This window comes from Flavobacterium chungangense LMG 26729 (assembly GCF_000735715.2).
GTDB classification, from domain to species: Bacteria; Bacteroidota; Bacteroidia; order Flavobacteriales; family Flavobacteriaceae; genus Flavobacterium; species Flavobacterium chungangense.
On record NZ_JASY01000008.1, the window covers coordinates 262,384 to 276,530 of the forward strand.

Genomic DNA, 14,147 nt, shown 5'->3' on the forward strand with positions numbered 1-14,147 from the left:
CAGTTTTTATTTAAATATTAGAACGGAAAGCGATATTAAAATCGAAACTGCCGATATAATAACAGAAGTATTTGGTCCTACAGCTGCAGCATTTATTTTTGTTTTATTAGGCTCAACATATATCACATCATTTTGTGCTAAGTAATAAAAAGGTGAATTGATAAAATCAGCTTTGGTTATATCAACTCTATTATATGATTTTATACCATTTATCTCACGAATTACCAAAACATTATCTCTCCTTCCATATATTGACAAATCTTTTGCCATACTCAAAGCCTCAATCAGTGTTATTCTTTCTGATGCAACAGAATAGGTTCCTGGCATATTAATTTCACCCTGTAGGGAAACCTTAAAATTCATGATCCGCAAATTAATTATTGGATTTTTAATATAAACACCTATTTTTTCTTTTAATGACTGTAGTACTTCTGTTCTTGATAAACCTCCTACTTGTATCTTTCCTATAACGGGAAATTCAATATTTCCATTCCTATCCACCAAATAAGACTGAATTGTCTGCTGTCCTGTTGTAGCTAATAAATTTGTTGTATTAGGCAAAGTAACAGATGTTAAATTAAAAGGAATGGCAATTTCAGGGTCTTCAGCAGAAACTATAATCATCAATAAATCATCAGGTTGAATTTTTACTTCGTAAGAAGAAGCATTCTCTGGTCTATTCAATCCATCAATATTTTGATAATAAACAATATCTTTTTTAGATGCACAGGAGAAAAACAAGAAAAAAACGAAGAGTGGAAATGTTTTTTTCATTAGAAATACATATTTCATGCGGTTTGAGATTTTAAAATTTGCAAAGATAGATAATACAACAAGAGTTAAAAATTGGAGACCACATTTTTACTCTTTTCAAATTTACTGCTTATCTGCATTCATAATTACTATTTTTTAGTATTACTAAGGTAATGCAATAAATTCTTTAAATTCTTATGCCTTAAAATAGTTGTTTATAAAAGTTTTTATTAAATTAAATATATGATCTTTAATGATTTTGACTAAATCACATTAATACACTATCATTCTACATTTTAAATGAAGTAAACGTTTTCAACAAACCATCTTTAGCACTTACAGGAAATGGCTTATTAATAGCTTGCTTAATTTTTAAGTTACATACTACAAAACTTTCTGTTAATTTATGTAGTCGTTCCAGATTGAGTGGCAGCCTTAGAAAATCTCCTGCTTTTGCAATACTGACAATCATATTTTTTGGAAGAGAAAGAATCCTAACTTTCTTGTTTTGAGACTTGGAAATTAAGGTCACTAATTCATTAGTTGATATTGAATCATCATCTGCTATATTATAAACTCCGGAAAGAATTGTTTCCTGAATTAATAATTCTTTAATAACGAAACATAAATTTTCTACACTTAAAAAAGAACGCTGATTATTAAAAGCTCCTAAAGGCCAGGGAAAGCCTTTTTGAACCAAACCAAATAACAAGTTTAAATTTCCTTTGTTTAACGGACCATGAATCATACAGGGGCGTAAAATATACACTTTTTTAGTTTCAGGCAAATTTGCTAAAATGTAATCTTCAGCCATTCGTTTTGATTTTCCATAAACGCTTACCGGATTTGAAATGGCATCTTCTGTCAAAATTCCATCTATAGAATCTACAACCGCCTTTACAGAACTTATGTAAATAAATTGCTTAGCTTCAGACTGCAAAAACTGGTTATATAATTTCTTTGTTAATTCAAAATTAACCTCATAATATTCGTTGTCATTGGACGTTTTTTTCAGATCGTGTGCTTTACCGGCAAGGTGGATCATTACATCATATGGAGTACTGCCTTCCAGAAAAGCTTCGTAGGTTAATCCATTATATCCTTTTCTTGTAATGCCTTTCACATCAAAATCATCTGCTAAGTATACACTGAGATTCTGACCTACAAATCCGGTGATTCCTGTAATTAAAATTTGTTTGTTTATTTTCATTTCTTTAAAAATCCAATTGTTTTCCAAACAAATCTCATCCTGATTTTTAAACCTGAGAAATCGATAGCATTCATATGAAGGGCCTTTTGGATTTCTTTGGTAATTAAATTATAGGAGCTCCTGCCTGAACTACTTAACCCACCAACTAACATAGCTGTAGTGGTTATTCCTGAATATTTCCAGCTAATTTTTTCTTTTAGAAAAAAACGGGTTATTAATTCGTAATCTGCCCCAATAATGAAGTCAAGCTTATAAAATCCTAATTCTTCAAACAATCTTCTTTTAAAAAATATAGAAGGATGCGGCGGCATAAAGCCAATTTTCAACTTTTCAGGACTCCAATATTTTGAAGAATAAATACGAACAGTAGTTCCATTTTCTTTATGCTGCATAATATTGCCTACAGATGCATCTATAGTATTCTTAATATGAAAAGCCGCAATTTCTTCTATTACTGTAGTTGAATAAAATGTATCATCTGAATTTAATATTCCTACAATGTCTCCTGTTGCCAAAGTGATTCCTTTATTCATGGCATCATAAAGGCCTTTGTCAGGTTCAGAAATCCATTTAGTAATTTTATCTTCGTGCTTTAGGATGATATCTTTTGTTGTATCTTTTGAGTTACCATCAACTACGATGTACTCTATATTTTTATATGATTGTCCTGCAACAGAGAGAATCGTTTTTTCTAATGTGGCAGCACTATTGTAACAAACTGTTATTATTGTAATTTTCATAGCAATATTGTCTTCTGCAAAGAAATCTTATTTTAAATCTGCGGTTAAATTAATTTTATAGATATCCTTAATATATTTTATCATTTTAGTTACATCTGTTCCACACTCCTTTTTAATTTCATAGATCTTTGCATCAACAATAGTTCTGTACCACCATCCTTGTAAAAAATGCCACAAAAAGCCTTCTTTACCATCTAAGAAACCTAATCGAAAAAAATATCTATAAATAAAATAAATAAAGCAACGCCAAAATAATGGCATTTTTACGTACTTAATTTTTAGATTTCTCTTCATTAAAGCTTGTTTACTGAGTTTAACATGTGAATTATTATTTATTAAATTATACTCAATATCCAATAAATCAACAACTTCCCTGTTTGAATAAGAGTTATGTTTAGCAGTCCACCAACTTAAATTATTAAGATTGTGATCCGCAAATGAATTTTTAAAGGTAACTGTTGTCCCTTCTAAAATTTCGATATGTTCATCCATCCATCTATCTTCTAATCGGGCTTTACCTTTTCTAAATATACGCAACATTTTTATTTCACCCAGTCCTCTTTTCATGTGCTTATTAAGAAAAACCCTTTTCAAAGGAACATCAATACCTGATATCTCAGTATTTAAATTTGGTAAATTATCTTTAATCTCAGCTTGTAATTCGGGTGTAAGATATTCATCAGCGTCAATACGTAGTATCCAATCTGTATTTATTGAACAATTATCTATGCCCCAATTAAATTGCAATGAATAATTAACCCATGGGTTTTGATAAAAATGTGCACCATTGCTTTCTGCAATTTCACGTGTACTATCTGTAGAATAGGAATCTATAATAAAAACTTCCTTTACAACATCCTTTAATGAATCTAAACAACGTTGTAAATGAATTTCTTCATTATAAGTAAGAATTATTGCGGTAAGTGAAGAAACTTTATCCATTTTTTAATATCCTTTTTTTGATAAATTTTGCAGGATTACCTCCAACAATTACCCATGGTTCAACATCTTTATACACACAAGCTCTTGCTCCAACAACTGCTCCTTGTCCTATCTTAATTCCCATACTTATATAGGCATCTGCACCAATCCACACTTGGTCTTCAATAATTATTGGAGCATGAATTAAAGGATTTTGTGCTAGAGTAATATTGTGAGAAGCTCCACATAAATAACTTTTTTGAGAAACTGTACTATGGGCACCAATTTTTATTTTATTTACATTATAACAATCTACTTCAGGTGCCAAACAAGAATACGCACCCATTTCTAAATTCCATGGCATGTAAATTCGAACAGTAGAATAAATTACTGCTTTTCTATGAATTTTAGCCCCAAATAATCGTAATAAAAAAATTCTCCAGGAATTACCAAAACTACGAGGCAGCGGTCTAGCAAAAATTGCCCAAATTATTGTCCACAGTAATCTAGCTATTTGGTTTTTTCGGCTAAAGGTATTCTTGTATTTTGACAAGTCTATTTTAGTATCTTCCATAACTATAAATATACAAAATCAGGTTTTTTCTCTTTAAATATAATCCATTCATACAATTCTTCCATTTTTTTAGCAACTGCTTCAATAGAATACTTTTCTTCAATTAATTTTCTTCCATTTTTACCCATTATTTCTCTATCAAAATCCGTTTTCATCATCAACTCAGACAATGCAATTTTCAAAGGTTCTTCACCTATATCTATCCATCGGCCGGCATTCTCTTTTTCTAATTCTTCCCACGGTGTCCCTTTGGTAGTAATAACCGGAGTTCCACAAGATAATGCTTCAGCAATTACTATCCCAAAATTCTCACTATAAGTTGGCAAAACAAATATATCTGCGTTTTGATAGGAATTAACTTTCTCAACACCAAAAACAGGCCCAACAATCGTTATTTGATTTTCGAGATTTTTAGATTTTATTATTTTATTTAATGATTCAATGTAAACTTCTTCTCCATTACCGGCTATTTCTACGATCCAGTTTTCACGAATTTCGGGGTTTAACTTTTCCCAACTATTAATTAAAATTTCTATTCCTTTTTTTGGATGTATTCTGGACAAAAAAAGAATTTTTTTTAGATCTCTTTTTTTAGAAAAATCTTTCACAGGATATTGATCTGTTTGTATTCCATTAGGTATGTCTGCAATTGGATTATTAAATCCTAATGCTCTTATACTCTCCAATTCCATTTTACCGGTAGCGTGAAGGCAATTAGCTCTTTGTAAATCTTTATGCTGAAATAACATTAAGGCTATTTTTTTCTTAAACTTCCCTTGTGTTAAAGACCATGGTTCAAGCATACCTCTAACTGAAATAATATATGGCAAATTTCTCTTTCTTGCCTTTTTTGCCATTTGATGAACAGGCTGCTCCCAAATACCATGACCGTGAAAAAGATCTGTATTAATAACGGAGAGTCTTTTATCTAATTGTTTTGAAATCCCTAATGAAATTAAAAAAAACTCGATTTTTCCCTTACTACTTTGAAAATCCCTTACTAGAGGTTTAATAGAACTCAGAGTTAATAAACTAACTTCTTTAATTCTATCGTATTTTATGAGTTCTTCACATAAATTCGTCACACTTCTTGCCGGTCCTCCGGTTGACTCGTCTATTGATGAAATACAATGTGTTATTTTCATGTTTGTTTTAGATAAAAATTACGAGTTATTTTTTGCAAAAAAATTGCAAATAATAAAGTAGCCGAAATTGTCAATAAATTAAAAACTCTTAGTGAACTAAAATTAAAATTAAAAATCATAAAGACATAAAAATAAACCATGAATGGATGAAAGTTATACTTTATTAATAATTGGTACATATAGGCAAAAACTCTTCCTTGCAAAAAAAAAGCTATTATGACGCCTACAAATAAAAAATTAGCATATCCAAATCCCAAATTCTCTATAGGTAAAGAAACTATTAGCATCCTGCTTCTGGGATATGGAGGAGAATAATTTGCATTATTATTAATTATGTTATAATAGTATACCCCTTCATCAACTGGCGGTAAATTGTCCTTATCACCTCTGTCAAATAAATTAGAAGTAATTGTTGAGAACGTTGAAAAATACCAGATGTTTGAATAATTGAAATAATTTGCAGTAAAAACATCAATACTAGTATAAGATATATGTCCAATTATTTCCTCAACTTTAAATTGATCAGACAGATCAACACTTCCGCTAGAAATAGTCTCAAAACCATCTGATTGTCGTAAAATCGGGATAATAAAAATGTACCCTGCAACACAAAGCGTTCCAATAAAAAATTTTACCTTATTAATGTTTTTAAAAATAATTTTTTTAATGAAATAATGATAAGCTACGACGCAGGTTACAATAAGATATAAGGTATTTTTCCTTCCTCCAAGAGCTGAATTTGATAAAACCGTTATTATAAACAAAAAAATCAATAAAATTTTATCCGAAAGTTTATTTTTTAATTCAATTTGTTTTATAACCAAAACTACTGATATAGTCAATAAAGGGAGTAGCAATAAAATAAATTGGCCACTTTGAATTTCAACTCGGTTATCAAGATTACTTAAAAGATAACCTATCCCGCCTATTGTACTTAGAAACACTAAAAAAGCCCCAACACCTAAAAGTGTCAAAATATAAATGAGGATTTTTGTGGATTTATAATGTACCTCAGCAGGATTAATTTTAGGTAATGCTCTATTCTTGTATGAATAAATACCAAATATTAAAGATGCAAAAGCTACAGTTTGTACTATAGTATAATTAATAAACGCGTTATCAAGATCAGTATGAATAGCCTGAAGAATATTATATGGAAATTTATCATTATCTAAATAAACCATAAATAAAAAAGGAATATTTCTCAGCAAATATATAAGACAAATAAATTTTATTGGCGAAAAAATATCTGACCTCTTATCATTATAATATACAAAAGTGTAAAGTGATAAAAACCATAGTAAAGATATTAGAACACCATTCATTATTTAATTTTTAACATTTTTGCCGGATTCCCTCCAACAATAGTATTTGCCTCAACATTTTTGGTGACTACAGCCCCGGCAGCAATAATTGAATTTTCACCAATTAATGAAACATTTTCGCAAATAATTACCTTTGCACCTACCCATACATTTTTACCGATCTTTAATGGTTTAGGCATTGGTAAAGATCTTGGATCGTATCCATGGCTATGCGTAATTATATATGTATCCTTTGAAATTACCACATCATCATCAATTTCTAAACCTCCTGTAAAATCCAAAAAAACATTCGAATTAATTTTGACGTTATTTCCTATCGTTAATTTCCCGGTAGGCAATTCACTTGAAAAAACTGAATTAAACTCAATTAATGAGTTGGATCCTATTTCCACTTTATCAGGAAACGATATTTGTGTACCTAAATATATTTTACTATTTCTATCTAATTTTTTTAAATATATTTTCCAATAAAATGTTGAAAATATATTTCTAAATCTTCGTATAACCGCCTTAATAAATTTAATGATTTGATACATACAAGTGATTTAAATTTTAATTAATTTTAAAAATATAAATAGCAGACTAAAAGATAGTTAATCGTTCTTTAGCTTAAAAAAAGATAATATAAAACTAATTTGATGTGTTATATTTATTAAATTCAAATTACTTTAAAAGATTCTTTTTTAAAAACATAAAATTATTCATTAATAAAATCAGAATATTAGATATTAAAAATATTAAATAATTTGATGCAAATAAATAAATGGTAAATGTAAATGTGAATAATAATATTGGTAATAAATTTTTTATTATTTCTTTCCAAGGCTTAAATCCGTTAAACAATATTGACATTATTATTAAAAGGTAAGTCAAACCAGTCAACTCTCCTGCAAGTAATCCAATTCCCACAAAATGAATCCCTTTATTATAAATACCAGAAATTAAAATAAAGAAAACTGTTGTGGGAACCTTGATTAAATTATATACCAATATTTGTCTGCTTAAATTTGTTTTCTTTAAAAACTCAGTAAGAATCATGGCATAATTTTGAAATAGAATGGCGATTAACAGAAAAAAAAGCAATTTCATATTAAATTCGATCTGATTGACCGTCCATAACTTATAAAGATACGGAATAAAAGGAATTGCTACAGTCATACAGCTCATGAGTAATGTTCCGGAAATCCTCCAAAACAAACTAATTTTTTGTAGTATCAAATGTTTTTCTTCTAAAGCAAATTGTTTTTGAATACTTGGCATTATGGGTATTGTCATCGTATTTGACACCTTTAATGATGAGTTTGACAAGACCCTGCTAGTAGTAAAAACAGGTAATAAGGCAGATGAAAAAACCCTGACTACAACCAAATTTATACCAATTTCATAAATTTTTTCAATTAAAAAACTAATACAAAGTAAAAATGATTTTCTTATTTGCTCAAATGACTTTTTTAAATCTAAATTTCGAAACAAGGGTATTTCAAAAGGAACTCTTTTTTTAATAAAATAAAATATTGATACACTATAGAGGATATTAAATATAAAAACTGCAAAACATGTCAATAAAATACTTCGGGTAAAATATATTGACAATGCTGTAACTACAAAATCAAAAAATTCACCAATTGTCTGATACTTTATTGTTAAATTAATTTTACCTAAAGGCTCAAAAAGCCTCAGAAGGTATAATGTGCTATATTGATAGAGGATGGTTGAAACTACAAGAAAAACAACACATAATTGAGCATTAACATTTGTTAAAAAAGTACTTTCATAATTGGTAATGTGACCTAAAATAAATTGTGATGATATAACCAATCCAACAAAAAACTGTAAACAAAGCATCATCAAGTTAGCTCCTTGACTAACTGCTAATTCTTCTTTAATATCGCTTTTTATATGATAATTTAAATTTATAACATTTGAACTATAATTAAGCTGTCCTAAATTTATAGCCCTTATCATAAAAACAATAGCAGAAATAATTAACCAAAAACTATAAAAGTCTTTTCCAACACAAGAAATGAATATTGGTACTAAAATTATTTGCTTAAAGAAATTTATTATTATGGAAGAAAAACCCCATTTAAGAGATTTAAAATAATCTGTTTTTAAAATGTTTTTCATATTCAGCAATACCAGAAATCAGGTTGGTATATAATTAGTTTTTGATGATAACTTTTCTAAATAATTCTAAAAAGAAAAGTATCCTGATTTATATATTGTCTAAAAATCTACTCGAAATAATTGAACATTCAAAACTTCGGGATTTCTCATAATTTCCTAAAACAGTTTTAAATCACTAGCCACCATCTCTTGAACCAAAGCAGCTAAATCGTATTTAGGTTCCCAGCCCAATTTAGTTTTAGATTTTGTCGGATCACCAATTAAAAGATCAACTTCAGTAGGGCGATAATATTCCGGATCAACTCGTACCACAATGTTTCCTTTTTCCAATTGATATAAAGGATTGTTACAGGCTGCTATTTTAGCCACTTCGCTTTCATTTTCCCCTTCAAAAGTCAATTCTATTCCTACTTCTGCAAAAGCCATTATTACAAAATCTCTGATATAGGTAGTCACTCCTGTTGCTATTACATAATCTTCAGGCACATCTTGTTGTAAAATTCTCCACATTGCTTCTACATAATCTTTAGCATGCCCCCAATCTCTTTGTGAGTTTAGATTGCCAAGATACAGACATTCTTGTTTTCCTTTTGCAATAGCAGCAGTTGCCATAGTAATTTTACGCGTTACGAAAGTTTCACCTCGTCTTGGAGACTCATGATTGAATAGAATTCCATTACATGCAAACATATTATAGGCTTCACGATAATTTTTTGTTATCCAAAAACCGTAAATTTTAGCAGCACCATATGGCGAACGTGGATAAAATGGTGAGTTCTCATCATAAAATCCTTTTTCATTTTTATTTTCAGCCAGACCTCCATAAAGCTCTGAAGTAGAAGCCTGATATACTCTGGTCTTTTTCTCTAAACCTAATATTCTTACAGCCTCCAAAATTCGTAAAGTCCCTAATCCGTCAACATTAGCTACATATTCAGGAGAATCGAAAGACACTTTTACATGTGACATTGCACCTAAATTATAAATTTCATCCGGTTGTACTTCCTGAATTATTCTGATAATATTTGTTGAATCTGTTAAATCTCCATAATGCAACTTAAAATCAACATGTGTTTCATGCTGATCCTGATAAATATGATCAATCCGTTGAGTATTAAAAGATGACGCACGTCTTTTAACTCCGTGTACCTGATAACCCTTTTCTAATAATAATTCAGCTAAATAAGATCCATCCTGACCTGTAATTCCTGTTACTAATGCAACTTTTTTTGTACTCATATATTTTATGTTAACAACTGGATAGTTGGTTAATTGACATTTATTTGATAAACTGGATAAGTTCTAAATATTTAAAACATTTAAGTCATTCATTCCATTTTTACCTGCTTGAATGCTTCGCTATTTTTTAAAAACCAATCATAGGTTTTTTGAATTCCCTCCTGAAGTTCAATTTTATGTTTCCAGCCTAAATTATGCATTTTAGAAACATCCATCAATTTTCGTGGAGTTCCATCGGGCTTAGTAGCATCCCAGATAATTTCTCCTTTATGTCCGGTAATTTGCTGAATAGTTTCTGCTAAATGTTTAATAGTTAAATCTTCTCCTGTTCCTACGTTATATAAATAATCCGGTAATTTATTTTCTAATGCAAAAACTACAGCCTGCGCCATATCATCTACGAATAAAAATTCACGCATAGGAGTTCCGCTTCCCCAAAGAGTTACCGGGGCATTATTGTTTTCTTTAGCTTCATGGAATTTTCGAATCATAGCAGGCAAAACATGCGATGTATTTAAATCAAAATTATCATGCGTACCATATAAATTTGTTGGCATTAAACTTACATAATCTTTTCCAAATTGATTTCTAATAGCCTGGCACGTTTTTACTCCGGTGATTTTGGCAATTGCATACCATTCATTGGTTGGCTCTAAAGTGTCTGTTAGCAGGTAATCTTCCTTTAAAGGTTGCGGTGCTAATTTTGGGTATATGCAAGAACTTCCTAAAAAAATAAATTTATCGACATTATTTTGTAAAGCTGAATCGATCAGATTATTTTGAATTTGCATGTTCTCCATAATAAACTGATACGGATAATCATTGTTGGCCAATATTCCCCCAACTCTTGCAGCCGCATCAATAATAACTTCTGGTTTTTCTTTGGTAATAAAATCACGAACAGCTTGTTGATTACGAAGATCAAGTTCTTTACTTGAAACACCTATCAAATTTGTAAATCCTTTATCAGCTAGTGTTCTCCAAATCGCACTTCCAACCATACCATTATGACCGGCGATATATATTTTAATATTCTTGTCCATTTTAACTTAAATTACTTTTAAAGCTTCTTTTTCAGCTACTACTTTTCTTAATCCACTACTTGAAAAACGATGGTCTCTGGTATTAAAGTATAATTCAATACCTTTTGATTCGCAATACTCCCGACCAGTGAAGTTTTTTTCGCGGTATTCATCCCCAATGATACGTACATCAATTTTAAAAGATCGTAAAATATCTTCCAAGTCCTGCTCGGTAGCATATGGTACTATTTCATCTACAAACCTACATCCTTTTAGTTGTATGTAACGTTCTACAACAGTTTGAGTAGGCCTGTTTTTTTCAGGTCTATCCAATGTTGGATCGGTTTGTAATGCACAAATCAAATAATCACACTGACGTTTGGCTTCCTCCAACATGGTAATGTGTCCGGCATGAAGCAAATCGAAAGCACTAAAAGTAATTCCTATTTTCATTATTTATTTATATGAAAATGATTTAACTATCTTCTAACTTAATAAGCTGAATCCGCATGGAAACGGTTTTGTCCCAAAGCAACCATAAAACCAAAAGTAAGCCCTAATTGACTGCCTGTCAACGCTTTTCCTGGTAAATCTCCGCTATAGTACATACTTTGCTGAAATGTAGACTTATAAGTTAAGTCTGCAAAAAAGGAAACTTTTTCATTTATAGCTATATAGGGTCTTGCACCCAGTACCAAAGCAGCAATATTATCGCGATTGTTAAATCGGCTAGCCATTACTCCAGCTGAAGCTCCTCCATGAACTAATAATCCAAATTGTCCTCCGGTATTTCTTGACAATTCAAGAAGATTGCCCAAATTATAGCAAAGCTCTAAACCCGCCATTTTTTGATCACTCTTTAGATATCCAAACTGATCATAACTTAAAGTCCCCATTACTCCAACATTTTCACTAAACATATAACGTAATGCTCCCTGACCATGAACAAGAGATATTGGCGTATTTTCACCAGAAGGTGAAACATTTGATAAAGGAACTGCCAATCCAATTCCGGCTTCCATAAAAAGCTTATCGTATCTTAATCTGTATTGAGCTTGTGAAACTGTCGCAATTAATAATAAGGCAAAAAACATTTTTTTCATAAGTTGGTAATTTTGGGATTGTTATAATTTATAATAAATTTTTTAAAGATTATTTTCTAACATACAACATAAGCTGCTTTTTTATTCTTTTTTATCATGACTATTTTGTCAAATAATTAATAAATACATAATTTCTAAAAACAAAGTTAATACGAAAATTAAAAATAAATTATTTAAAAACCTATAATAGTATTTTTCTTTATAATTTTGTAAAATTAATTGTGTTTTAACATAGCTTCGCTCCTCTAAATCCCATTTTAAAGAAACTCAGAATAGATAAAATTTGTGCAAATGTATTGACATTTTTTAGATTATATACTTAAAAACATCAGGAGGCAATTAATAAAAGCCACACAAAAATACATTAATCTCATTATCAATCACATACAACTTAACACAAATTGTAGTCAATTTTTAAATTTTGATAAAAAAATAAGTTAAATTTAATTTAGTACCACTTAAAATAAAACAATACACTTTTTAATGTTAAATTTCTGACTTTTCGAGATTATTACAAAAGCCGTTTATGCAATTAAATCATGTATTTTTTATATATTGCAACTAATTTCAAATTATAATGTCTAAAACATAACTTTTAATATTTTAGTTTATTGCATTTTAATTATGAAAGAATATTTTATTTTTTGCTTTTTTTTTATCTCTACAGCTTACAGCCAAATTTCCGGATGTACAGATCCCTTTTCAAAAACATACAATTCGAATGCAACTCTAAATGATGGAAGCTGTCTCTACAAAACAATCAAAATAAAACCAGAATACTCAAAAACACTAAGCGATTCTATCAACGAGACTTCAGGAATTATTTCGTTTGCAAATTTATTATGGACTCACAATGATGATCATGATAAAACTATCTACGGATTGGATTCTTTGGGAAAAATTAAAAAAAAAATAATTCTGGAGCACACGATAAATAATGATTGGGAAGAAATCTCGCAAGACAGTTCGTATTTATATATTGGGGATTTTGGAAATAATTATGCAGGAAACAGAGTCAACTTGAAAATCTTAAAAATTGAGAAAAAATCATTTTTAAAAGAAGATCCAATAATTGAGACTATTTCATTTTCATATTCAGACCAAACTGATTTTTCTCCAAAAAAACCAAACGCTACAAATCTTGATTGTGAAGCTTTTATTGTCACAAAGGATAGTATCTACTTGTTTACAAAACAATGGAAATCATCAAAAACAAGTATTTACACTTTACCAAACAAATCCGGAAATCATAAAGCAACACTAAGAGAAACAATTGATACAAAAGGTTTAGTAACAGGTGCCACTTATATAGAATCAAAAAAAATAATTGCTCTTTGCGGCTATTCAGCAAAAGGAAAACCGTTTATATATCTTCTGTACGATTTTAAAAATCATGATTTTTTATCCGGAAACAAACGAAGAATAAGTCTTAAACTTTCTTTTCATCAAATAGAGGGAATTACTACCCAAGATGGTTTGCATTATTATCTAACCAACGAAGCTTTAATCAAAAAACCTATTTTAAATGTTCGTCAACAGATCCATTACTTCGATTTAAGTCCTATATTGAATTCCTATCTCCATAAATAATTCGCAAATCGTAATGTAATAGTTTACTTTTGCAAAAAAATTGTGCTTTGTAAATCATTCATAACTTATAATTTACAAAGTGAAATTAATCTTTCATATAAAAGTTCTTCAGATACTTTCCGTGAACTGTATTTTAGAAGTTTACAAGTCTTTTAACTTCGGTTTTTTAATACTGTCATACCATTTAAGGACAATATTTTCAATGAAAAGCAAAACCAAGCGAGAGTATTAGATGCTTTACTACTTTTGAATAATGTGATTTCTCTTTTTAAACACTATTTCGGACGAAAGCTCTAGTAAAAAAGGAGTAACTTTAGCAGATAAAAAATCATTTTCAATTACGTAAATTATCTATATTAGTATAGAAATAAGCAAAATAATTAAAATTAGGAGTGCTA

14 protein-coding genes are annotated in these 14,147 nt (G+C 29.6%); 1 reads left to right on the forward strand and 13 read right to left on the reverse strand.

Going from position 1 to position 14,147, the window contains the following annotated elements; genetic code table 11:
• Positions 1-6: 6 nt before the first annotated feature.
• From JE46_RS15035 to JE46_RS15095, 13 genes are all read right to left on the reverse strand, one after another.
• Positions 7-774 carry a polysaccharide biosynthesis/export family protein gene (locus tag JE46_RS15035; RefSeq protein ID WP_157505930.1) on the reverse strand — a complete coding sequence of 256 codons (768 nt, stop codon included), beginning with the start codon at positions 772-774 and terminating at the stop codon, positions 7-9.
• Between the two features lie 268 nt (positions 775-1,042).
• A complete protein-coding gene (locus tag JE46_RS15040) occupies positions 1,043-1,963 on the reverse strand; it encodes an NAD-dependent epimerase/dehydratase family protein (RefSeq protein WP_031456105.1) in 921 nt (306 codons plus the stop codon).
• Positions 1,960-2,703 (reverse strand): glycosyltransferase family 2 protein, encoded by a 744-nt coding sequence (locus tag JE46_RS15045; protein ID WP_031456106.1) that lies wholly within the window; start codon positions 2,701-2,703, stop codon positions 1,960-1,962. Before JE46_RS15045 ends, JE46_RS15040 begins: the two co-directional genes overlap by 4 nt.
• Positions 2,704-2,730: 27 nt before the next feature.
• Positions 2,731-3,645 (reverse strand): glycosyltransferase family 2 protein, encoded by a 915-nt coding sequence (locus tag JE46_RS15050; protein WP_031456107.1) that lies wholly within the window; start codon positions 3,643-3,645, stop codon positions 2,731-2,733.
• Positions 3,638-4,198, reverse strand: coding sequence for a DapH/DapD/GlmU-related protein (locus tag JE46_RS15055; RefSeq protein WP_031456108.1), 561 nt, complete (start codon positions 4,196-4,198; stop codon positions 3,638-3,640). Before JE46_RS15055 ends, JE46_RS15050 begins: the two co-directional genes overlap by 8 nt.
• A 2-nt stretch (positions 4,199-4,200) precedes the next feature.
• Entirely contained in the window at positions 4,201-5,343 is a 1,143-nt protein-coding gene (locus tag JE46_RS15060; protein WP_031456109.1) for a glycosyltransferase, read from the reverse strand.
• Positions 5,340-6,527 carry an O-antigen polymerase gene (locus tag JE46_RS15065; protein WP_031456110.1) on the reverse strand — a complete coding sequence of 396 codons (1,188 nt, stop codon included), beginning with the start codon at positions 6,525-6,527 and terminating at the stop codon, positions 5,340-5,342. Before JE46_RS15065 ends, JE46_RS15060 begins: the two co-directional genes overlap by 4 nt.
• Positions 6,528-6,667: 140 nt before the next feature.
• The gene (locus JE46_RS24690; protein WP_051872896.1) at positions 6,668-7,204 is read right to left on the reverse strand and encodes an acyltransferase; all 537 of its coding nucleotides are present in this window, start codon (positions 7,202-7,204) and stop codon (positions 6,668-6,670) included.
• Positions 7,205-7,331: 127 nt separating this feature from the next.
• Positions 7,332-8,795: a hypothetical protein gene (locus JE46_RS15075; RefSeq protein ID WP_031456112.1), complete on the reverse strand. Its 1,464-nt coding sequence runs from the start codon at positions 8,793-8,795 to the stop codon at positions 7,332-7,334.
• Between the two features lie 156 nt (positions 8,796-8,951).
• Complete coding sequence (gmd, locus tag JE46_RS15080) at positions 8,952-10,034, reverse strand: GDP-mannose 4,6-dehydratase (RefSeq protein WP_031456113.1); 1,083 nt, start codon at positions 10,032-10,034, stop codon at positions 8,952-8,954.
• 89 nt (positions 10,035-10,123) lie between these two features.
• Positions 10,124-11,077, reverse strand: a complete 954-nt coding sequence (locus JE46_RS15085) for a GDP-L-fucose synthase family protein (RefSeq protein ID WP_031456114.1) — start codon at positions 11,075-11,077, stop codon at positions 10,124-10,126.
• A 6-nt stretch (positions 11,078-11,083) separates the two neighbouring features.
• On the reverse strand, positions 11,084-11,509 hold the full coding sequence (locus JE46_RS15090; protein ID WP_031456115.1) for an adenylyltransferase/cytidyltransferase family protein: 426 nt from the start codon (positions 11,507-11,509) through the stop codon (positions 11,084-11,086).
• Positions 11,510-11,547: 38 nt separating this feature from the next.
• Positions 11,548-12,159: an outer membrane beta-barrel protein gene (locus JE46_RS15095; protein WP_031456116.1), complete on the reverse strand. Its 612-nt coding sequence runs from the start codon at positions 12,157-12,159 to the stop codon at positions 11,548-11,550.
• A 624-nt stretch (positions 12,160-12,783) separates the two neighbouring features.
• Between JE46_RS15095 and JE46_RS15100 the strand changes: the two genes are divergently transcribed.
• On the forward strand, positions 12,784-13,749 hold the full coding sequence (locus tag JE46_RS15100) for a hypothetical protein (RefSeq protein WP_031456117.1): 966 nt from the start codon (positions 12,784-12,786) through the stop codon (positions 13,747-13,749).
• The last annotated feature ends 398 nt before the right edge of the window (positions 13,750-14,147 follow it).

Coding starts and splice junctions, on each gene's coding strand:
- JE46_RS15085 (WP_031456114.1), bottom strand. CDS start 11,077: ATGGACAAGAATATTAAAATATATATCGCCGGTCATAATGGTATGGTT.
- gmd (WP_031456113.1), bottom strand. CDS start 10,034: ATGAGTACAAAAAAAGTTGCATTAGTAACAGGAATTACAGGTCAGGAT.
- JE46_RS15075 (WP_031456112.1), bottom strand. CDS start 8,795: ATGAAAAACATTTTAAAAACAGATTATTTTAAATCTCTTAAATGGGGT.
- JE46_RS24690 (WP_051872896.1), bottom strand. CDS start 7,204: ATGTATCAAATCATTAAATTTATTAAGGCGGTTATACGAAGATTTAGA.
- JE46_RS15090 (WP_031456115.1), bottom strand. CDS start 11,509: ATGAAAATAGGAATTACTTTTAGTGCTTTCGATTTGCTTCATGCCGGA.
- JE46_RS15060 (WP_031456109.1), bottom strand. CDS start 5,343: ATGAAAATAACACATTGTATTTCATCAATAGACGAGTCAACCGGAGGA.
- JE46_RS15040 (WP_031456105.1), bottom strand. CDS start 1,963: ATGAAAATAAACAAACAAATTTTAATTACAGGAATCACCGGATTTGTA.
- JE46_RS15050 (WP_031456107.1), bottom strand. CDS start 3,645: ATGGATAAAGTTTCTTCACTTACCGCAATAATTCTTACTTATAATGAA.
- JE46_RS15035 (WP_157505930.1), bottom strand. CDS start 774: ATGAAAAAAACATTTCCACTCTTCGTTTTTTTCTTGTTTTTCTCCTGT.
- JE46_RS15065 (WP_031456110.1), bottom strand. CDS start 6,527: ATGGTTTATTTAGATAATGATAAATTTCCATATAATATTCTTCAGGCT.
- JE46_RS15045 (WP_031456106.1), bottom strand. CDS start 2,703: ATGAAAATTACAATAATAACAGTTTGTTACAATAGTGCTGCCACATTA.
- JE46_RS15100 (WP_031456117.1), top strand. CDS start 12,784: ATGAAAGAATATTTTATTTTTTGCTTTTTTTTTATCTCTACAGCTTAC.
- JE46_RS15055 (WP_031456108.1), bottom strand. CDS start 4,198: ATGGAAGATACTAAAATAGACTTGTCAAAATACAAGAATACCTTTAGC.
- JE46_RS15095 (WP_031456116.1), bottom strand. CDS start 12,159: ATGAAAAAAATGTTTTTTGCCTTATTATTAATTGCGACAGTTTCACAA.